Annotated in this window: 18 protein-coding genes; 3 read left to right on the forward strand and 15 right to left on the reverse strand. The window is 61.5% G+C overall.

The features are described 5' to 3' along the window. Positions 1 to 59: 59 nt before the first annotated feature. Together MCG44_RS14085 and MCG44_RS14090 are read right to left on the reverse strand one after the other, a co-directional pair. Positions 60 to 2,720: a cation-translocating P-type ATPase gene (locus tag MCG44_RS14085; RefSeq protein ID WP_147572629.1), complete on the reverse strand. Its 2,661-nt coding sequence runs from the start codon at positions 2,718 to 2,720 to the stop codon at positions 60 to 62. A gap of 135 nt (positions 2,721 to 2,855) precedes the next feature. Continuing rightward, positions 2,856 to 3,806: a LysR family transcriptional regulator gene (locus tag MCG44_RS14090; RefSeq protein WP_240288838.1), complete on the reverse strand. Its 951-nt coding sequence runs from the start codon at positions 3,804 to 3,806 to the stop codon at positions 2,856 to 2,858. Positions 3,807 to 4,025: 219 nt separating this feature from the next. On the opposite strand from MCG44_RS14090, the gene MCG44_RS14095 reads away from it, so the two are divergent. Further along, positions 4,026 to 5,243, forward strand: coding sequence for a pyridoxal phosphate-dependent aminotransferase (locus MCG44_RS14095; protein ID WP_147572625.1), 1,218 nt, complete (start codon positions 4,026 to 4,028; stop codon positions 5,241 to 5,243). A 46-nt stretch (positions 5,244 to 5,289) separates the two neighbouring features. After that, a complete protein-coding gene (locus MCG44_RS14100; protein WP_147572623.1) occupies positions 5,290 to 5,706 on the forward strand; it encodes a RidA family protein in 417 nt (138 codons plus the stop codon). 61 nt (positions 5,707 to 5,767) lie between these two features. Here MCG44_RS14100 and MCG44_RS14105 read toward each other — a convergent pair whose 3' ends face one another. From MCG44_RS14105 to proC, 13 genes are all read right to left on the reverse strand, one after another. Continuing rightward, a complete protein-coding gene (locus MCG44_RS14105; protein ID WP_186853178.1) occupies positions 5,768 to 7,075 on the reverse strand; it encodes a peptidylprolyl isomerase in 1,308 nt (435 codons plus the stop codon). Between the two features lie 157 nt (positions 7,076 to 7,232). Beyond that, complete coding sequence (gene mfd / locus MCG44_RS14110; protein ID WP_394803818.1) at positions 7,233 to 10,745, reverse strand: transcription-repair coupling factor; 3,513 nt, start codon at positions 10,743 to 10,745, stop codon at positions 7,233 to 7,235. Between the two features lie 202 nt (positions 10,746 to 10,947). Next, a complete protein-coding gene (locus MCG44_RS14115; RefSeq protein WP_240288840.1) occupies positions 10,948 to 11,721 on the reverse strand; it encodes a hypothetical protein in 774 nt (257 codons plus the stop codon). Positions 11,722 to 11,809: 88 nt separating this feature from the next. Continuing rightward, positions 11,810 to 13,126, reverse strand: a complete 1,317-nt coding sequence (locus MCG44_RS14120; RefSeq protein ID WP_240288841.1) for a tetratricopeptide repeat protein — start codon at positions 13,124 to 13,126, stop codon at positions 11,810 to 11,812. A 28-nt stretch (positions 13,127 to 13,154) separates the two neighbouring features. Further along, positions 13,155 to 13,748 (reverse strand): aminoacyl-tRNA hydrolase, encoded by a 594-nt coding sequence (gene pth / locus MCG44_RS14125; RefSeq protein WP_240288842.1) that lies wholly within the window; start codon positions 13,746 to 13,748, stop codon positions 13,155 to 13,157. A gap of 57 nt (positions 13,749 to 13,805) precedes the next feature. Next, a complete protein-coding gene (locus MCG44_RS14130) occupies positions 13,806 to 14,789 on the reverse strand; it encodes a ribose-phosphate pyrophosphokinase (RefSeq protein WP_147572613.1) in 984 nt (327 codons plus the stop codon). A gap of 76 nt (positions 14,790 to 14,865) precedes the next feature. Beyond that, complete coding sequence (locus MCG44_RS14135) at positions 14,866 to 15,549, reverse strand: DapH/DapD/GlmU-related protein (RefSeq protein ID WP_147572611.1); 684 nt, start codon at positions 15,547 to 15,549, stop codon at positions 14,866 to 14,868. Between the two features lie 190 nt (positions 15,550 to 15,739). Beyond that, positions 15,740 to 16,237, reverse strand: a complete 498-nt coding sequence (locus MCG44_RS14140; RefSeq protein WP_147572609.1) for an HDIG domain-containing metalloprotein — start codon at positions 16,235 to 16,237, stop codon at positions 15,740 to 15,742. 92 nt (positions 16,238 to 16,329) lie between these two features. After that, complete coding sequence (locus MCG44_RS14145) at positions 16,330 to 17,586, reverse strand: glutamate-5-semialdehyde dehydrogenase (RefSeq protein WP_147572607.1); 1,257 nt, start codon at positions 17,584 to 17,586, stop codon at positions 16,330 to 16,332. 59 nt (positions 17,587 to 17,645) lie between these two features. Further along, the gene (locus MCG44_RS14150) at positions 17,646 to 18,272 is read right to left on the reverse strand and encodes a LysE family transporter (RefSeq protein ID WP_186853181.1); all 627 of its coding nucleotides are present in this window, start codon (positions 18,270 to 18,272) and stop codon (positions 17,646 to 17,648) included. 31 nt (positions 18,273 to 18,303) lie between these two features. Further along, positions 18,304 to 18,648 carry a TIGR04076 family protein gene (locus tag MCG44_RS14155; protein ID WP_240288843.1) on the reverse strand — a complete coding sequence of 115 codons (345 nt, stop codon included), beginning with the start codon at positions 18,646 to 18,648 and terminating at the stop codon, positions 18,304 to 18,306. Then, the gene (gene proB, locus MCG44_RS14160) at positions 18,645 to 19,454 is read right to left on the reverse strand and encodes a glutamate 5-kinase (protein WP_186853183.1); all 810 of its coding nucleotides are present in this window, start codon (positions 19,452 to 19,454) and stop codon (positions 18,645 to 18,647) included. Before proB ends, MCG44_RS14155 begins: the two co-directional genes overlap by 4 nt. A gap of 15 nt (positions 19,455 to 19,469) precedes the next feature. Then, positions 19,470 to 20,327, reverse strand: a complete 858-nt coding sequence (gene proC / locus MCG44_RS14165; RefSeq protein ID WP_240288844.1) for a pyrroline-5-carboxylate reductase — start codon at positions 20,325 to 20,327, stop codon at positions 19,470 to 19,472. A gap of 411 nt (positions 20,328 to 20,738) precedes the next feature. Between proC and MCG44_RS14170 the strand changes: the two genes are divergently transcribed. Continuing rightward, the gene (locus tag MCG44_RS14170) at positions 20,739 to 21,152 is read left to right on the forward strand and encodes a hypothetical protein (protein ID WP_240288845.1); all 414 of its coding nucleotides are present in this window, start codon (positions 20,739 to 20,741) and stop codon (positions 21,150 to 21,152) included. Positions 21,153 to 21,185: the final 33 nt, after the last annotated feature.

The following is a 21,185-nucleotide window of genomic DNA, read 5'->3' on the forward strand; positions in this document are numbered from 1 at the left end:
TGCCAAGAAGAAGGGAGATTATGTAAAAATCAATTTTTCCCGCTGGAATGGAGGGACTTTTACCGTTTTGCTTTCTCTCTGACGGCAGACCGCTCCTCCCGCTCCCCTCGCTCTCCCTTCCGTCCCAGCGCCTTGGTGATCTCGCAGATGGGAATGGGGGCCGCCGCCAGCCCAAAGACAGCTAACCACTGGGCGCTGTCCATGGCAGTCACCGCAAATACGCCCTGGAGCGGAGGCACCAGCAGCACCGACAGTTGAAGCGCCATTCCCACCAGGAACGCCCGGTTCATAGCCGGGTTGGACAGCGCCCCCTGGGCAAAGAGGGAGCGGTCCTCGCTGCGGACATTGAAGGCGTGAAACAGCTGGCACAGGGTCAGCGTGGCAAAGGCCATGGTGTTGGCCACGGCCCCCTCCATGCCTGGAGCAGCCAGCCTGGTAAAGCCCAAAAAGTAAGCCGCCAGGGTGAGTCCGCCCACCATCAGGCCCTGCCAGGCCAGTCGGAAAGAAAATTTTTGATCAAAGAGGCCGGCCGCGGCGTCCCTGGGCTTCTCTTCCATAACCCCCTCCTCCACAGGCTCCACCCCCAGCGCCAGGGCGGGCAGGGAGTCTGTAACCAGGTTGAGCCAAAGCAGCTGCACAGGGACCAGAGGCATCTGTCCGAAGTCCAGCAGAGTGGCGGCAAAGATGGTGAAGATCTCCCCGATGTTGCAGGAGAGGAGGTAGTGAATGGCTTTTCGAATGTTGGAGTAGATGCCCCGCCCTTCCTCGATGGCGGAAACGATGGTGGAGAAGTTGTCGTCCGTGAGAATCATGTGGGCTGCCCCCTTGGCCACGTCGGTGCCCGCCACTCCCATGGCGCAGCCGATGTCCGCCGTCTTGAGGGCAGGGGCATCATTGACGCCGTCTCCAGTCATGGCCACCACATGGCCCCGCTTCTGCCACGCCTTTACGATGCGCATTTTGTGCTCCGGAGTCACCCGGGCAAAGACGGCAAATTTTTCGATGTCCTCCTCCAACACCTCCTGGGGCATGAAGTCCAGCTCGCCGCCTGTCACGGTCCACTCTCCGGGGCGGATAATGTCCAGCTCCCGGGCCACGGCGGCGGCGGTTGCCCTGTGGTCTCCGGTGATCATCACGGGACGGACTCCGGCCAGGTGGCAGCGAGCCACGGCCGCCTTTACCTCCGGCCGGGGCGGGTCCATCAGGCCAAAGAGACCCAGGAAGGTCAAGCCGCTCTCCACCGCCCGCGGCTCCAGCCCAGGCGGCAGGATGTGCAGCTCCCGCCGGGCCACGGCGATGACACGCAGGGCTTTTTGGGCCATGGCCTCATTGGCCTCCAGCACCGCCCGCCTGTCTTGGGCGGACAGAGGCCCGCGGGGGCCAGCCACACATCGCTCCAGCAGGATGTCAGGGGCCCCCTTGACAAAAACAGTCCAGCTCCCGTCCTCCCTGGCATGAATGGTGGACATAAGCTTTCGTCCGGAGTCAAAGGGCAGATCCGCCGTCCGCGGCCAGTTCTGTTCCTCCTTTTCCTGGTCCACCCCCTCCCGGGCGGCGGCCACCACCAAGGCCCCCTCGGTGGGGTCACCGACAGCGGTAGGCGCCCCCGCCTTCCACTCCAGCCTGGCATCAGAGCACAGGCAGCCGGCCAGCAGGGCATCCCGCCGATGGCCGCCAGCAGGTGTCCATAGCTCCTGGACCGTCATCCGGTTTTGGGTCAGTGTCCCTGTCTTATCCGAGCAGATGACGCTGGCACAGCCCAGCGTTTCTACGGCGGGCAGCTTTTTTACTATGGCCCCCCGGGCCGCCATACGCTGGACGCCCAGGGCCAGGACGATGGTGACGATGGCGGGCAGCCCCTCCGGAATGGCAGCTACCGCCAGGGATACGGCGGTAAGAAACATATCCAGCATATTTTTTCCCTGAATCAGTCCCACCCCGAACATGACAGCGCACACCGACAGGCACAGGAAGGACAGGGATTTGGAGATCTCCCCCATTTTTCGCTGGAGCGGCGTGTCGCCCTCCTTGTCCTCCAGAAGCAGGTTGGCGATCCGCCCCATCTGGGTGTCCATCCCCGTGGCCACCACCAGGGCGGTCCCTCGGCCGGCGGTAATCATGGTGCCAGAGAGCACCATGTTGGTCCGGTCCCCCAGAGCGGCCTCCTCAGGCAGCCGGTCGTGGGCTCCCTTTTCCACGGGGACCGATTCGCCGGTCATGGCCGACTCGTCCGCCTGGAGGCGGCTGCACTCCATAACTCTAGCGTCAGCGGGCACCATGTCCCCCGCCTCCAGCAGGATCACGTCCCCAGGCACCAGGGCGGCGGCGGATATCTTTTTTGCCCGCCCCTCCCGCAGGACATGGGCCTGTGGGGAGGACATCCGCCTCAGCTCCTCCAAGGCCTGCTGGGCGTGGTCCTCCTGGGTGATGGAGATGACTCCGTTGACCAGAACAATAATTAGAATGATAGCGCCGTCCAACCAGTCCTCCCCGCCGCTGGCCGCCAGAGACAGGGCGGCCGCCCCCAGCAGCACCAGAATCATAGGGTCCTTCAACTGGCCTAGCACCCGGGCCAGCACAGAGGGCTTTCTGGGCGGCTCCAGTTGGTTGGGACCCAGCCGCTCCAGCCGCTGGGCGCTCTCCCGCTCCGTCAGGCCGGAGGGACGGCTGTCCAGCTCTTTCATTACCTGTTCCAAAGGCCGGCTGTGCCAGTCACTCATATGTACCACGCTCCTTCTCAGCTTCTCTTTCAGTATAGCCTTGGGCCTGTCCATTTTTTGGAGAATCCTGGGGGAAGAAAAAAAGAGAGGCTGGGGCATAAAAATCCCCCGAACCAGAGGTTCGGGGGTGTGGGTTCACTCCTCCTGCCGATTTTTGTCCATAAAGTCCAGGAAATCGGTATAGATAGCCGGGAGGGAAGATTCCCTCCGGTAGTAGAGATAGAGGGTCCGCATCACATTCTCGTCGTCGATCTCGTAGAAGTAGAGCTGGTCCGTGGGCTTCACATGGTCCAGCACCCGGGGGCGGACAAAGGTGAGGCCATGGCCGTTCTCCGCCACATGATAGGCGGTCAGCATCTGGTCCAAGTACATATTCACCTTGGGGGTAAAGCCCGCGTTGCGGCACAGCTTCAGCACCCGGCGGTAGGTGTCGCTCCCCTTCTTCAGCAGCAGAAAGCCCTCCTTGGCAAAGGCGGACAGAGGCGCCCGGTGGCTGTCCACCCCCATGCCGCTGCCTGATTGGACCTGTTCAAACGTGAGGCGCCACTCCGCCATCTCCTGGTTGATCGCCAGCCCCGCCGGGACTGCCAGGATCAGCTCCTCCTGCCCCCACAGCTGGCCCTGAAACAGGTTGGTGTCCAAGGGGTAAATATCCAGCATGAAGTCGATGACACCGGACTGCAGGCACTTGGTCAGGTCGCTGGTATTGCCTTCCAGCAGGCTGACCACATAGCCGGGGTACCGGCGCTGAAATTCCATCGCCAGCTCAGACAGCACATAGGAGCAGAAATAGGCGGATGCTCCAATGGTGATGGCCCCCTCCCGCTGGTCGGCCAGCTGGGCGAGGCGGCTGCGGAGCTCGTCCTCTATGCCCATCACCTGCTCCACTGCCTCCACATAGCATTTGCCGGCGGGGGTCAGGCGGATGGGGTTGGTGCTGCGGTCAAAGAGGGGGGCTCCCACCCGCTCCTCCACCTTCTTCACCTTGCTGCTGAGGGCTGGCTGAGAAATAAACAGCCGCTGGGCCGCCCTGGAAAAGCTGCGCTCCTGGTAAACAGCATAGACATATTCCCTGTCTCGGAGCATAGGACGTCCCTCCTTATTTTAATCGTATTAGAATGATTTATTTTACCTCAACAGGGCCCCTTGGGGCAACCTTAAAATTTTTTAGATATATTCTTATATAATTTTCTGTAATTGATTTTCTGGCGGGATGCTACTAAAATAGAGATATCAAAGGCGGACCGGCACTCTTCCTCCTCTGGAGGAGACGGCACTGACTAATATTCAGGAGGTATGTTGAATATGGATTACATCACTGAAAAATTCTCAAAGCTGGGCTGTGACAACGCTCCCGGCCAGGAGACCCTGCAGAAGCAGGAGGCTCTGCCCATGGAGGGCGATCCCATCCCCGGCACCCCCGTAGACTTCTCCCACGGCGACGTGGACGCACACAAGCCCATCCCCGGCAGCTTGGAGAAGTTTGTAGAGGGCTATGTGGTGGGAGGCGGCCACCAGGCCTACACCGAGTACCGCGGCAAGAGCGATATCCGCGCCTATCTGGCCCAGAAGCTCACCGAGTTTAGCGGCGCCCCTGTGGACGCGGCCAGCGAGCTGATTCTGACTCCCGGCACCCAGGGCGCACTGTTCCTGGCCATGGGCTCCCTCATCGGTCGCGGGGACAAGGTGGCCATCATCGAACCCGACTATTTTGCCAACCGCAAGCTGGTGGAGTTCTTTGACGGCGAGCTGGTCCCTGTGCCCATCCACTGGAAGGATGTGGACCGTTACTCCGGTCTGGACCTGGAGGCGCTGGAAAAGGCCTTCCAGAGCGGCGTAAAGGTATTCCTGTACTCCAACCCCAATAACCCCACTGGTGTCATCTACTCCCCTGAAGAGGTGGCCGCCATCGGCCGGCTGGCCAAGAAGTACAATGTGGCCGTCATCGCCGACGAGCTGTACTCCCGCCAGCTCTTCGATAAGGACCAGCCCTACACCCACCTGCGCGCCCTGGAGGAGAAGCCCGACACTCTGATCACCATCATTGGCCCCTCCAAGACCGAGTCCCTCAGCGGCTTCCGTCTGGGTGTGGCCTACGGCTCCGCCCACATCATCACCCGCATGGAAAAGCTCCAGGCTATCGTGTCCCTGCGGACCGCCGGCTACTGCCAGTCCGCCTATCTCAGCTGGTTCTCCGAGCCCGATGGGTGGATGGAGAAGCGGGTAGCCGACCACAAGGCCATCCGGGACGATCTGCTGAAGGTTGTCGCCAAGTACCCCGGCTGCTGGGCCCGTCCCACCGAGGGCGGCAGCTACATCTTCCTCCAGCTCCCCGCTCTGAAGGTCACCCTGGACCAGTTCGTTAAGCTGTGCCGGGCTCAGGCCGCCGTCACCGTCACCCCCGGCACCGAGTTCGGTCCCCAGTTCACGGACAGCGTCCGCCTGAACTTCTCCCAGGATCACCAGGCTGCCGTGGCCGCTGTGGAGCGCATCTGCCAGATGGCCCAGCGGTACCACGCCTAAACACAGCCGCTACTTAATATTACCAAAACATAAAGGAGTGTCTGTTATGAGTAATCCGATCCCGCAGGGCAAGTATAAGCCCGCCGTCCGGAAGGGCAACCTGATCTTTACCGCCGGCATGACCCCCCGCCTGAACGGCCAGCTGATTATGTCCGGCAAGGTGGAGAGCGGCGTCTCCGTAGAGGACTACCGCCAGGCCGCGGACCAGGCCACCGCCAACGCCTTGAACGCCGCCCTCAGCTGTGTACAGCCTGGGGAGAAGATCACCCAGATCCTGTCCCTCACTGTTTATATCAACGCCGCCCCCGACTTTACTTCCCACGCCAAGATCGGCGACCTGGTTTCCGACTATCTCTATGAGAAGCTGGGCGACGCCGGCATCGGCGCCCGGGCCGCCATCGGTATGGGCACCCTGCCCGGTAATGCCCCTGTGGAGGTCCAGTTCATCGCCTGGGCGGAGTAATCCGCTCCCTGAACAGCAAAAAACGGGAGGCTCTCAAAAGAGAGCCTCCCGTTTTTTGGATTTATCCCTGGCTTCCAGAGGCGCTGGAACTGTCTGTCGCGGGACTGGAGCCATCGGAGGGGGCGGAGGAGTCCGCGTCATCCTCCGCGGCCTCATAGATGGCCGCGATCTCCTGCTGAACCGCTGCCTGCAGGGCCGTAACCTGGGTCCGGAAGGTGATGGGATCGATCTGCTCAAAGGCCTCGGTGGGCACGACGCCGTACTCATCCAGCCACTGCTGACTCAGAATCTCCATTTTGTCCGCCACCATCTGCCCGCGGTAATCAGCGGGGTCCAGGGGCAGCCGGAGGATGATGTGGTAGCCGTAGGTGCTCTCCACCACGTCGCTGATCTCCCCGTCCTTCAAGGCCAAAGCAGTGTTCTCAAACTCTGGGACCATCTGGCCCTTAGTGGTTGTGTACCCATCAGGATTGGCGGCTAGGCCGCTGTCCTCGCTGTGCTCGTTCATCAGTTCGTCAAAGAGGGCGATGGGGTCCTCCGCAGCCCTTAGCTGGGCCAGCAGGTCATCTGCCAGCGCCTTCTTCTCCGCTACTGTGGCGTCGTCTAAGGGGGCATACCCGGTGGTCCCGTCCTCATTGGTGACAGTCTGCTCCATATCCTTGGTCAGCAGCAGAATGTGCTTGGCCCGATAGACGCCCAGCTCATCCTGGGCATAGGAGAGCACCTCGGCGTCGGTGGGATAGCCCTCGCTCCCCTCGCCGTAGTAGAGCTCCTGGAGCTGTTCATCCAGGCTGACCCCCTCGTACATACTGCGGAACTGGTCCGGGGTCATCATGCTGGCCCAAAAGTAGTGCTCCATCGTTTCCTGGCCGCCCAGCTCCTGAACGGCGCTGTCTAGAAAGGCCGCCACCTGGTCCAGCATCTCCTGATCTGGGGACAGCCCTTTCTCCGCGCACAGTTCCGGAACCAGGCGGTAATAGGCGGCAATCTGAAGGGCAGCGTTCTTTAGCGTGTCCGCTAAGGTGCCGTCCTCTGTTTCGCTGTCCCATGGCAGGTCGGTCAGGCCAAACATGGCATACTGCTGCAACTGATACTCGATGTTGTAGTTCAGCCAGTAGAGCAGGCTTTCAGCGGTGATCTCATAGTCGCCCACCTTGGCCACTACGGTGTTTCCGGGGACGCCGGCGGTAGCCTGATAGGGGTCCGTGACCCCGGTCAGGTCCATGGGCTCAACTTCAGAGGGGGCGGAGGTGTCGGCGGAAGAGCCGCTGGTGCTGCTGTCCTCCGAGCCGTCCCCCTTGGAGCAGCCGCTCAACAGCGTGGTCCCCAGTGCCAGCGCAAGGGCCAGGGACAGGATTCGTTTCATCATGATCATGGAGATAGGATTCCTTTCTCATCAGGACAAGTTTTGTCTCTCTTAGGCCAAAGGCCCGCGGACGCATATCATCATAACACAAAATGAAGCGGGGAGCAAGGGCAAGTGAGGGCCCGCTCCCCTGGGGCACGGGCCGGGCCACGGCGGGCGGTCACTCCTCCACGGGCCCCTCACCTCCGGCGGCGTAGTCGGCCACCAGGGTACGGGCCGCCCGCAGAGCGTCCTCCCCCTGCTTCAGCCGCAGGGAGAGATACGGGAGCTCCCCGGCGGAGAAAAGGAGCCGGCCCTTGTACTTGCGATCTCCACACAGGAGGGATACCTGACGCAGATCGAATTGAGGGATGGTCAGCAGCAGGCAGCCATTCCTCTGGTCGATGTCGGTGACGCCGGCCCGGGCGGCGTCCGCCCGGAGCAGCGCCACGGAGATCAGGTTGTTTACAGTCCTTGGAGGCTCGCCGTAGCGGTCGATAAGCTCATCCACCAGGTCGTCAGCGTCGCTCTCCTCCCGGATGGCGGCGATGCGACGGTACAGGTCCATCCGCTGCTCCGGGGAGGGCACATACCGGTCGGGGATGGAGGCGGCCACCGACAGGTTGGCGGAGCACTCGGCACGTGTGGGGACCTCCTGTCCCTGCTCCAGCAGGACGGCCTCCTCCAGCAGCTTCAAGTACATATCATAGCCCACCGAGAGCATAAAGCCGCTCTGCTCCGGACCCAGCACATTGCCCGCCCCCCGGATCTCCAGATCCCGCATGGCGATCTTGAAGCCGGAGCCAAATTCGGCAAACTCCCGGATAGCCTCCAGCCGCTTGGAGGCCACCTCGGTGAGCACCTTGCCCCGACGGTAGGTCAGATAGGCGAAGGCCCGGCGGCTGGACCGGCCCACCCGGCCCCGAATCTGGTGGAGCTGGGCCAGGCCAAGCTGGTCGGCGTTTTCGATGATAAGGGTGTTGGCGTTGGGCAGGTCGATGCCCGTCTCGATGATGGTGGTACACACCAGCACGTTCAACTCCCCGTCGGTCATCCGGCTCATCACGTCGTCGATGGCCTCCTGGGTCATCCTGCCGTGGGCCACACCCACCGCCGCATCCTCCCCCAGCAGCGTCTGAACACGGGCGGCGCAGCGGTCGATGGTCTCCACCCGGTTGTGGAGGTAGTAGACCTGGCCGCCCCGCTCCAGCTCCCGGCGCATGGCGTCGGCCAACACCCCCCAATCGTGCTCCAGCACATAGGTCTGGACCGGCTGGCGGTCCGCCGGCGGTTCCTCCAGGGTAGACATATCCCGGATACCGGACAGGGCCATATTCAGTGTGCGTGGGATGGGGGTGGCGGACAGGGTAAGGACGTCCACCTGCTTGAACTGCTCCTTCAGCTTCTCCTTGTGCTGCACACCGAAACGCTGCTCCTCGTCCACCACCAGCAGCCCCAGATCCTTGAACTTCACATCCTTATTGAACAGGCGGTGAGTGCCAATCAGGATATCGACCGAACCGTTCTCCACCTGACGCAGTGTCTCCTTCATCTGGGCGGGGGTACGGAACCGGGACACCACGTCAATGTTCACCGGATATTTGGCAAAGCGGCGCAGGGCGGTGAGATAGTGCTGACGGGCCAATACGGTGGTAGGCACCAGGATAGCGGCCTGCTTGCCGTCCAGCACGCACTTCATCATGGCCCGGAAGGCTACCTCCGTCTTTCCGTAGCCCACGTCGCCACAGAGGAGGCGGTCCATTGGGGAGGCCCGCTCCATATCTGTTTTGATCTCCTGGATGCAGCGCAACTGGTCCTCCGTCTCGGTGTATTCGAACTGCTCCTCGAACTCCCTCTGCCATGGGGAATCAGGAGAAAAGGCATATCCTGGCTGACGCTGTCTCTGGGCGTAGAGCTGAATAAGCCCCTTGGCCAGGTCCTGAACCGCTTTTTTGGCCCGGGTCTTGGCCTTCTCCCACTCGGTGCCCCCCAGTTTGTTCAGCTTCTTGGTCTCCGCCGCGTCCTCGCCGCCGCCAATGTACTTGGACACCATATCCAGTTGGGTGGCTGGGACATAGAGCACATCGGTGCCGGCATAGGCGATCTTCACATAGTCCTTCTCCACGCCGTCTACCTGCATTTTGACCATACCCACATAGCGGCCCACTCCATGGTGCTCATGAACCACCAGGTCGCCGGGGGACAGGTCGGCGTAGGACTTCAGCTTTTGCCGGTTGGTGGCATCTTTCCGGGCCCGCGGCTTTTTGATGGCCCGCGGGTCGCCCTCTGTGATGACGGCCAGTTGGATGGATGGATACTCCATTCCCCCGGACAGGCCGCCCACGGTGATGACCGTCTGCCCAGGCCGGGGCAGCTCCTTCATCTGGAAATCCACAGCCGACTTTACCTTCTGCTCCCGGAGCAGTCCCTGTAGATCCAAGGCCCGCTGCTCCCCGGACACCAGCACCAAGGAGGAAAAGCCGCTGTTCTGGTAGTGAGCCAAGTCCTGGACCGCCGTCTCCAGACTGGCCCCAAAGGAGGGAAGCTGCTTGGCGGTGATGGACAGCAGCACCTTGGGCGGGTCAGGATAGGCGGAGGTGGTAAAGGAGTCCAGATAGACCACCGGCCAGTCCCGCAGCAGGGCGGTGAGCTGGGAGAAGGTCAGGGACAGCTCGCCGCAGGAGCCATCCAGCAGCCCCCGCTCCAGCAGGGACTTCACGTCCTCATCCAGCTGCCACTGCCAGGTCTTGGCCCGGTCAGCCACCCGGGCGCATTCGGAGAATACCACACAGGCATCTCCGGGGAGATAGTGGGCGGCGGAAGCCGCCTTGGGGTAGATCAACGGCAGATAGCGGTCCATAGCCGGGAAGGAACGGCCCTGGGAAATGGCCTCCCGGTCCTGCTCCAAGGTGGCTGCCAGCTCCTTTAAGCCGTTCTGGGCGGCCTTAGCCGCCAGTTGGCGGAGCCGCTCCGACAACCCGGCCAGTCCCCCTGGGGCCAGCTGAGGCAGCGTCTCGGCGGCCGGGAGAAGACGGACCTCCTCCAAATTTTCCGTCCGCCGCTGGGTGGACAGGTCAAAGGAACCCATGGCGTCCACCTCATCCCCGAAAAACTCCACCCGGGCTGGGGCATCCATACCGGGGGCATACACATCCAGGATGCCGCCCCGGAGGGCGAACTGGCCCACACCCTCCACCTGGTCACACCGGATGTATCCCGCGGCCGACAGGGCTTCCGCCAGCTGGGCCAGGTCCTGGCTCTGGCCGACTTTCAGTCGGAAGCAATACTGCTCCAGCGCCTGTGGCGGAAGGGTGCGCTGGAGCAAGCCCTCCACCGTGGCTACCAGGAAGGGAAGCCGCCCCGCGGCCAGCTTCTCCATCAGGGCCAGCCTCCGGTGCTCCCACTGGCGGGAGACGGTGGCGGCATTGTGGAAGGTAAAGGAGCGCGGGGTAAGAACCGGCACCTCCTGACCTACGAAGGCAGTCAGATCCCGGGCCAGCCGTTCCCCCTCCCCTTCGTCGGCACACACCACTACCACGGGCCGCCCGGTCATCGTCCCAATCCCCGCGGCCATGTGAGCCCGGTGGACCGCCGCCACACCGGACAGGGCGGCGGGAGAGCGGCCCCCCTCCAGGGCGGAGAGGAGCTGCTGGAATTCAGGGATGCGGTTCAGGGCGTCAATAAGCAGCTGCATCATAACAAAACCTCCGAAGCAACGCGGCAAAGCCCCCAATCCAACCGGACAGGGGGTGATCTCTTTGGTATGGATAAAAGTTTACTCCAGAATAGGCCCGTGTCAAGAGGAACAGGGCGGTAAGTGGGACCGCCCCGTTCAGAGGGTCATCCAAAAGGAAGAAAACCCAGGCGAACCGGAAGGACGTTCTCCCCCGCTTGCCTCAACCCTTTCCTGATAGGCGGCACAGCATCCGCTCCGCCTCCGTACGGACTGCCAGCCGTCCCCCGCGGGCAACCACAAAGGACAGATGCTCCTGGGCCTTGTTCTCCAACCCCCGGCGCTGGTAATAGATCCCCAGCGCCATGTGGGCCGCTACCTGTTCCCGGGTACAGCCGGCCTGTTCCAGATCGGCCAGCAGCAGAGGCTCTAGCTCAGGCCGCGCCTCCTGGATCTGGGCCGCCCGGTCCCGCATGGTCCCGGCCCTGGCCAGGACAGCCCGCTTTTGGGGAGAGAGCCGGCGGACCAGCCGTTCCATGGCCAGCTCTCCTCGTTCCCGCTCCGGGTCCTCTGGAGGGAGCTGGGTGAGCCACACAGCTAGAAGGGGCGGGTTTTTCCACAGCCGGGGCTGCTCCGCGGCCATGTGAGCAGAGTCCTCCGCCTCCCTACGCCGGCCCAACAGAGCCAGGGCATAGCCCTCAAACACCCGGTAAAAAAGGGACTTGGGGTTCTGCTTCAGCACCATGCGGCACAGTTCCAGCAGGGGTTCCGGGTCACAATACTCGTCCATCGCCCGGAATGCCGGCCGCCGGGCCCAGCCGCACAGGAATCCGTTGATCCCCCAAAACCCCGCCGCTTCCCAGAGGACAAACAGGGCGTAGGCGGTCATTAGGCCCTCCCCCTCGTTCCGCGCGGCATACCAGACCAACAGGGCCAGGGAGGGAACAGTCCACAGCCAGAAGGCTAGCCGGGCATGGGTTAAAATCCATCGGTTCATCACAGAATACCTCCTGAAATCCTATGTATTGCCCGGTCAGAATAGCACGGCTCTGTTAAAAAAAGAGGTATATTCTCTTAATTCTCTCTTAATTTTTTCCGTCCCGCGGGGATTGGCGGAGGGTCCGAAGCAGCTGCGCCGCCTCTTTTCCCACATACATGGGCCCGCCCCGCTCCGCCGCAAAGGTCAGGTGCTCCCCGGCCTCCTCTATTCTCCCCACAGCCAGGCAGTACCGGCCCAGCAGCAAGTGGTCACCGACCTGAGAAAGGAGAGGCCCGCCGCAGGTGATGTACCGCCGAAGGCCCTCCTCCAGTCCATCCGCCTCCCCCCGCTTGAGGCGGGCGGTGCACCGGAGGCAAAACACCTCCCGCCGTCCATTGTCCCTGCCCGCCTGGACCATCAGCTCCTCCATCTTTCCGGCCAGCTCCTCCGCCTCCTCGGTCCGGCCCCGGCGGTTGCACAGGATGGCCCTGAGTTGCAGCTTCTGCATCCTGTAATCCCCCTGCTCCTGGTCCGGGACCTGGTCCAGCAGGGCCTCGGCCTCCTCCTCCCGGCCCAGGCTGACCAGAGCGGTGGCCTCCAGCATCCGGAGTCCGGCGCGGGCAGGGGCAGGGATCTGACAGGCCTGGGCAGCCTCCAGGGCCGCCAGCAGGGGCCAAGGGTCGCAGGTATCCGCCATCCTCCTGGTTTCCTCTTCCACCCGAAGCATGGCCCGACGCCATTGGCGCTCCGGGCTGGGCTCCCGGCCCTCCAGCTCCCTCAGCAGGTCGTCCGCCAGCAGCCCGACATAGGTTTCCCCGCCCTGGGCCAGCGCAAATTCCAGATGGTCCCGGGCCGCCTGGGTATTTCCCACAGTCAGGTGATACCGCCCCAGCAGCAGCCGGGCCTCTACCCGCTGGAACCGGTTGACGGCGCTGTCTGCCAAGGCGGACAAATCGTCCTCCAGCCCCTCCAGGGTACTACTGTGGATCTTCAAGGCGTAGCCCGTGACGCACAGCAGGCGCTGGAGCTCCCGCCGGACGTCCCGCCGCAGGGGGCAGTCGTCATAGTTGGCCATGGCCTGAACCTGGGCCTGAAGGGCCTGGTCCCAGCGCTCCCACTGGATATGGATCAGGGCGGCCAGCCCCCAGTACAGGGCGCCGTTGCCGCTGTGCCTGTCCTCTAACTGGGCCTTCATCACAGATTCCGGCGTCACTACCTCCCCCGCCGCGATCAGGGCACCCACATAATAGGTGGTATAGAGATCTTGGACCAGCTGGCGCTCCCGCCGGGGGCCGCCGGCATACCGATTCTCGATGGCGCGCCTCAGCGGCATTGGGTCGCACCGCTCCCACAGGGGGCGGGCCATCCCCGCCAGCTTCTTCAGTGTCCGGCCGCAGGCGATCCCGGTCATCAGCTCTCCCATCTGGACACCCTCCTCAAAAAGTTCTGCCCTACCCGTTAAACCGATTCATTCCCTGCTCCAGGCCGTCCTTCAAAATACACTCCACCCCGTCGGCCGCTCGCTTCACCGCGGCGTCGATGGCCTTCTTGTCCTCGCCGGTGAACCTGCCCAGCACCCAGTCGGCCAAGTCGTAGTCCGGGTGGGGCTTCTCGCCCACGCCTACCCGCAGGCGGGGAAACTGATCTGTGCCCAGGTGCTGGATGATGCTTTTCAACCCGTTGTGTCCGCCGGCGGAGCCGCCCCTCCGGACGCGCAGTTTGCCCACAGCCAGCGCGGTATCGTCCAACACTACCAGCACATGGTCAGGCGGAACCTTGTAAAAATCTGCCGCCTGCCGCACCGCCTCGCCAGACAGGTTCATATAGGTGACCGGCTTCATCACCAGCACCTTTTCCCCGGAAATGGTGAAGATATTGGTCAGCGCCCTGAATTTCAGCTTCTGGATGGGGGCGTGCTGGCGCTCGCCGATCTCGTCGGCCACCATGAAGCCCACGTTGTGGCGGGTATCTTCGTACTTTTCTCCGGGATTTCCCAGGCAGACCAGCAGCCAGTTGATGCCGCCGGCATCTTTTTTCAAAAACATCGCGGTCCCTTCTTTGAAAACAGGGGCGGGCAAAAGCCCGCCCCTGGAGGTTTGTTCTTACAGGAAAAGGGGAGAAACGGAGGTCTCCATGTAGATGTGGCTGATGGCCTCGGCAAACATGTGGGCCACAGAGATGTACTTGATCTTGGGGCACTGGATACCAGGCTTCGCGGGGATGGTATTCAGGAAGATCACCTCGTCCAGCACGCTGTCCATGATGCGCTGGATGGCGGGGCCGGACAGCACGCCATGGGAGGCGCAGGCGGTAACATCCCGGGCGCCGCCAATCTCTACCAGCGCCTTAGCCGCGTGGCACAGAGAACCGCCGGTATCCACCATGTCGTCCAGAAGGATGACGTGCTTATCCCGCACATCACCGATGATATTCATGACCTCGGAGGAGTTGGCCTTCTGGCGGCGCTTGTCCACGATGGCCAGGGGCATATTCAGCTTCTGGGCAAAGGCCCGGGCCCGGGCCACGGAGCCTACGTCGGGCGACACGATCATAGTGTCATCATGGCAGGAGGCGTACTTCTGGGTAAAGTGCTCCACAAAGATGGGGGAGCCCAACAGATTGTCCACTGGGATATCAAAGAAGCCCTGGATCTGGTTGGCGTGGAGGTCCATGGTCAGCACCCGGTCCGCTCCCGCCGTGGTGATCAGGTTGGCCACCAGCTTGGCGGAGATGGGGTCCCGAGGCTTGGTTTTGCGGTCCTGGCGGGCGTAGCCGAAATAGGGGATAACAGCGGTGATGCGGCCGGCGGAGGCCCGCTTCAGGGCATCGATCATGATGAGCAGTTCCATCAGGGAATCGTTGACGGTGCCGGGCTTTCCCTCATCGACAAAGGAGCAGGTGGACTGGACCACGAAAACGTCGGAGCCGCGGACAGTCTCATAGATGGAGGCAAAATTTTCTCCATCGGAGAAGGCTCCTACCTCGGAGCTCCCGAGGGGGATGCCCAGCTCCTTACAGATGTCCTTGGCCAGCTGGGGGTTGGAATTGCCGGTAAAGACCTTGATATCCTTCCCGTGTGCGATCATAATACAGCTTCCTCCTAATATTTTTGGGTCCGGCTGTCGCCGCCGGCCCCGTTCCTATGTTGTGTGAGGCGTCCCCTCACTTTTTGCGCTTTTTCTCCCGGTTGGCGGCGGCCCAGCCCTCTTTCACCTGCTGGCGGGTGCGGCCGATGACCATGGCGTCCTGGGGCACATCCTGGGTAACCGTGGTAGCAGCGGCGATAAAGGCCCCGTCCCCAATCTGTACTGGGGGGACAAAGTTGGTGTTGCAGCCCACGAACACGTTGCTTCCGATGATGGTGCGGTGCTTCTGAAAGCCGTCATAATTGCAGGTGACGGTGCCGCAGCCAAAGTTGCAGTCGTCCCCCACGTCGCTGTCCCCCACATAAGTCAGGTGGGCCATCTTGGTCCCTTTGCCCAGATTGCAGTTCTTCAGCTGGACAAAGGCGCCGATCTTGGACCCCTCACCTACCACACAGTGGGGGCGGATGTGGGTATAGGGGCCAATTTGGCAGCCCTTCCGAATGACGCTCTCCTCACACTGGGAGGCGTTGATGGCGCATTCATCCTCCACTGTGCAGCTGGTGAGCATCACGTTGGGCCCAATCTGGCAGTTCCTGCCCACCACGGTGTCCCCGCGTAAAATGGTGCCGGGGAGGAGCAGGGTCCCCTCGCCCACCTGGACCGAGTCCTCCACATACACAGAGGAGGGGTCCATCATATCCACGCCCGCCTCCAGCAGAGCCTGGCGTTTGGCTTCCAAAGCGGCCTGACGATCACGCATATTGAATTCTCCTTTTGCTCTGGCTTAACAGGCCCTGAAATCAGGACTATAGACATTATAGCATATTATCAGGTCTTTTTTCCCGTGACAAGGAAAATTTTTTCAAAAAGGCCAGAAAGCACAATTTCACCGCAAAATCCCCCAACTTCGCAAAAAAACTCTCCTCCAGCAGGTGGAGGAGAGATAAAAATCAGGCACAGGCGGGCAGGAGGGGGCGCACTCCGAGCCGCTCCCGCAGACGGGCGGGATGGTAAACGCGGGACATTTCCAGTCCGGCGCAAAGGGTGTCCACCAGGTCCACCAGCCAAGCCTCTCGAGACCTGGGCAGAGCTCCACCCAGGGGCCACATATGGGACAGGATGATGTTCCGCTCCTTGTCGGACAGCCAGGTCAGCTCCCCGGCGTTTCGAGCGGCCGCCCGCGGATGGTCAAAGCACTGCCAGCCGGGATGGGCGGACTTATCCTTAGAGTCGTACAGATACAGGTCGTGGAGCAGTCCTCCCCGGGCAGCGGCCCGAGCATCCAGCCCCAGTACCTTGGCGGCGCGGTAGGACAAGTAGGCCACAAACAGGGAATGGTCCAGGGTGGAAATAGGGCCATGGTGCTTCCACCGGCCCATCATCCGCACCTGGTCAGACTCCAACAGCTCACGGGTAGTCTGGAGGAAATCCAAAATATGACGATTCATGGGAATCCATCCTTTCTCCTTCTGGAAAAGTCATTCTCTGGGCTCATTATACACAAAAGCTGGAAAAATACCAGACAAAAAATTTACCAAATCTATCGTATCTGGCCGCTGCCCCGGACGATAGTTTTGTAGGAACACAGCTCCGCCAGCCCCAGGGGGCCCCGGGCATGGAGCTTTTGGGTGGAAATGCCCATCTCACACCCCAGTCCAAATTCACCGCCGTCGGTAAAGCGGGTGGAGGCGTTCCAGTACACGGCGGCAGAGTCCACCCGCTGTTGAAAGGCGTGGGCAGCCCTCTCGTCGCCGGTGACAATGGCGTCAGAGTGGCCGGTGGAGTGGGCGGCGATGTGGTCCACCGCGTTTTCCAAGCTGTCTACTACCTTGACTGCCAGAATGTAGTCCAAAAACTCCGTGTCAAAGTCCCGCTCCCCGGCGGGAGTGCCCGGAATGACCGCCGCGGCGGAGCGGTCCAGGCGCAGTTCCACGGGGGGCAGGCCGGCGGCAGCCCGGTCCTCCGTCAGCCGCCGACGCAGCTTGGGCAGGAACTCCTCGGCGATGGCCCGGTGGACCAGGCACACCTCGGCGGCGTTGCACACACTGGGCCGAGAGCATTTGGCGTTCTCCACAATGTCCAAGGCCATCGTTTGATTGGCCCACTGGTCCACATAGATGTGGCAAATGCCGGTGCCTGTTTCCAGTACCGGGACGGCGGCGTTGTCCACACACGCCCGGATCAGCCCCGCCCCGCCACGGGGAATGAGCAGGTCTACCAGGCCCCTGGCCGCCATCAGCTCCCCCGCCGACTGGCGGGTGGTGTCCTCCACCAGCTGGAGTGCCTCGCTGGGCAGGCCGGCAGAGGACAGCCCATCCTTCAGGGCAGCCACAATGGCGGCGGCTGAGTGGTGGGCCTCCTTGCCACAGCGGAGCACGCAGGCAGACCCGGCCTTCAGGGCCAAAGCGGCGGCGTCGGAGGTCACGTTGGGCCGGGACTCGTAGATGATAGCGATGACCCCCATGGGAACAGAGACCCGTTGAATCACCAAGCCATTTGGCCGGTCCACTCGGTTCAGGACGACGCCCACCGGATCTGGGAGATCAGCCACCTCCCGGACACCCTGTGCCATTCCGGCAATCCGGTTCTCATTCAGGGCCAGCCGGTCCAGCATCACCTCAGAGATGGTCCCTCTGGCCGCCTCCATATCCAGGGCGTTCGCCGCCAGGATGGGGTCTGCGCGGGCGATGAGCGCATCCGCCATAGCCAGCAGGGCACGGTTTTTCCGGTCAGTATCTGCCAGAGCCATGGCGGCCTTGGATGCCTTGGCCTTTTGCAGCAGTTCTTGTGTCGTCATATCAAACACCTCTTTATCATGGTAGGTCAGCATAGAAAAGGACGGGCGCACACTCGATTTCAACCAGAGACGAGGGAGGCAGGGCCCTCGGTAAAAAAGGGCCATACCAAGCTAAACGCGCACAGGACTAGGGCGGCGGCCATTGTGGTATCTACCGCCCCGCGGTGGCTGGTGAACAGGGACTGCAGGGAGGCCCCAGCAAAGAGCCATACCAGGTTGCAGACCGGCCCAGTGAAGGGGAGAAACAGCCCCACGCCCAGCAGGGCCCAGAAGGATCGGGTATAGGGCAGCACATAGGCGCTCAACGCGGTCAGACAGAAAATCATGATTTTCACATTTGTCAGGTTGATAAGCAGCCCGGTCCGGAAAGTGGGGGCGGCCGGGTCCTTGGCAGCCCCGGACTTCGGGCTGCGCGCTATGTGCCAGGCCAGCCACAGCATATACACCGCGCCCAGCCAGGACAGCATTCCCACGTATTGGCCCAGCGCCGCGCCCAGCCGCCAAGTGATGGCCACCGAGACCAGAGAGATGAGGAGGAACCCGGTAAACAGCCCGCGCCATTGGCGCAGGGCCGCACCGGGACCATACCGCAGGGCCGCCGACAGGGAGCACAGGTTGGCGGGGCCGGGGGTAATGCCGCCTGTAAAACAATATAAGAGGAAGGACGGGAGCATGGTTACAGGCATAGCGGCACATCTCTTCTTTCCGTCTGTGAGCTCAGTTCACTGGTACGTAATTGATTTGGACATCCTGATCGGTGGCCTCCAGCTTGAAGATGACGGGGCGCAGGCCGTCATTGCAGGAGCAGATGGCAACACCGGGGGTGCGGATCCAGTCCCCAAAGTAGAAGGGCTCCTGGCCCGCCCCGTGGGCCAGGGCAAATACATATTGATAGATCGCCTTCCATGCCTCATCACACAACCCGTCAGGTTTGGCGTAGTCGGCATAGAATACCTCTCCCTCCTGAAGCATGGGACAGGCAGACAGTCCTTCCACTCCGTATTCCCTGGCCAAGTCCTCCTGAAGTGTCTTGCGCAGAACGGTGATCTTTACTTTTTTCATCGCCCGGTCTCCCGTCCTTTTTGATGCGCGGCCTCCAGGGCAATCTTCCCCAGGAAGCGGGTACCTACGGCCCGGCCGTCTACGATGTCATAGAGGTTCTCTGGGCGCGCGCCGTTGGTGATAACCATATCGCAGCCCCGCTGGGTGACCATTTTGGCCGCCCGAAGCTTGGTCCCCATGCCGCCCACCGCCAGCTCGCTTCCCTTACCGTCAGCCAGGGACTCGATTTCCGGTGTGACCTCTTCCACTGTGGGGATAAGGCGGGCGGCGGGGTCCTTGCGGGGGTCGGCAGTATACAGCCCCTCGATGTCGGACAGAAGGACCAGCAGGTCGGCCTCCACCGAGCAGGCTACGATTGCGCCCAGCGTGTCGTTGTCCCCCACCTTGATCTCGGCGGTGGCAACGGTGTCGTTCTCATTAATGATAGGCAGAGCGCCCAGCTCCAGCAGTCGGGCCATCGTGTTCTCAAAGTTCTGCCGGCGGTCGTCGTGGTCAACGTCCTCTCCGGTCAACAGGATCTGGGCTACTGTGTGGTTGTACTGGGCAAACAGCTTATCATAGGTATACATCAGCTCACACTGGCCCACCGCGGCGGCGGCCTGCTTGGTGGGCATATCAGCCGGCCGGCCGGATAGATTCAGCTTGCCTACTCCCATGCCGATTGCGCCGGAGGACACCAAAATCACCTCATGTCCGGCGTTTTTCAGGTCGGACAGCACCTTGACCAGCTCCTCCACATGGCGGATGTTCAATCGCCCAGTGGCGTGGGCTAAGGTGGAGGTGCCTACTTTGACTACGATGCGCATTGGAATCACCTCATACTATTTCTTCTGGTCCGGCGAGAGGAGCTGGCCGGAGGGCGTAGATCCCTGCTGGGTCATCTTCATGGTCTTTTCATAGGCGGCAATTACAGCGTCGGTGGCGGCGGACCGGAAAGCCCGCTCCTCCAGCAGCCGTACCCCCTGAATGGTGGATCCGCCGGGGGAGCACACCGCATCCTTCATGGCGCCGGGATGGGTCTTTTCAGCCAGATATAGGGCCCCTGTGCCCACAAGGGTCTGAGCGGCGCAAATCATGGCCTTATCCCGGGCCAGTCCACAAGCCACACCGCCGTCGGCCAGCGCCTCCAAAAACATGGCGGCAAAGGCAATGCCACAGCCGGATACACAGTTGGCCACCGCCATCAGGGGCTCATCCATCTCATCCAGCAGACCGGAGGGGGCCATTAGAGATAAAAAGCCCGCCTTCTCCTCTTCCGTTACCCCTTGAACACAGAACTGGGCAATGCCCTGCCCGATGGAGGCGGGGGTGTTTGGCATAATGCGAATCAGAGGATAGGAGCCGCCCAGCAGGGAAGTAAGCGTTTCAAAGGTCAGTCCGGCCGCCATACTGACCACCACGAAACGGTCGGTCCGGGCGGCAAGGACGGGAACCAAATCCTTTAAAGCAGCGGCCATCATCTGGGGCTTCACCCCCAGGAAGATCGTATCACAGGACCTGGCAATCTCCTGATTATCAGACATCTGGGCCCGAGAGAGCTGGTTGCAGAGCGCCTCCGCCTTAGCGGGTGTTCGGTTGGACAGATAGAGACGGGCGCCAGGGGCGGCTCCCTTGTCCGCGGCCCGGGCCAGGGCGGAGCCCATATTGCCGGTGCCAATAAATCCGATTGCACGAAACATTCACTGGTCCTCCTTATATTCCGGGATTTGGGGTATTTCTGGTAAAAGACAAATTTTCCTTTTCTAATCATAACACGTTCCGTCAACAATTCAATAAAAATTTGCGCCAGGGTCCTCTAACTTTTTTACTTCCTTCTAATTTGTATTGTTTTAGCCCCGACCATATCTGCTTTTCGCCTATAAGACTGGTGAAATCTTGTTTTTGTCTACTACTCCTATATGTCCCAGTCGTAAGTCCGACCTCTGTTTTTGAAACCGAGGGCGGGACCTTTGCCGGTCCCGCCCTCGGTTCTTTTTTTCTTAGGAGAAAATTTAAGAAGTTCTTAATTGTTTTTTCCCGCTCTCTTCGATATACTATGTGTACTAATACAATTAATACAGTTTTGAGTGTGGGAGGTCGCGATGCGCGGGATGAAAAAAAGCCTCTGTTTCCTGGGTGCCTGCCTGCTGTGTTTGGGGTTGACCAGTTGCGCCGCTGCGGAGCAAGACGCCTTTCAGGTCCAGATTATCTGCAGGAGTTCCGGCATACAGCAGATCTTCTGGAGCTGCTATCTGGATGGAGTCTTTTATGGTTCTGGGGGAATGGCCGACTTGGACGGAGAAGAGTTGACAGCGGAAAGCGAACTTGTCCCCTGTTTCTCCCGTGCCTACCTAGACGGTGCAGATCCGATTGGCTTCTCCATCGATTTTTCCCCCTATGCGGAGGGCAGGACCACCCCCTTAGGCACTACGGACCAGGTATCTATCCCCGCCCAGTATGGAGCGTGTTACACTGTGATACTCTCCGGGGACGAGGCAACAGGCTTTCAGGCCGAACTACAGTAAATATCTACAGACCAGATCCGGCGGCGTCCCGCC

This window comes from Lawsonibacter sp. OA9 (genome assembly GCF_022440585.1).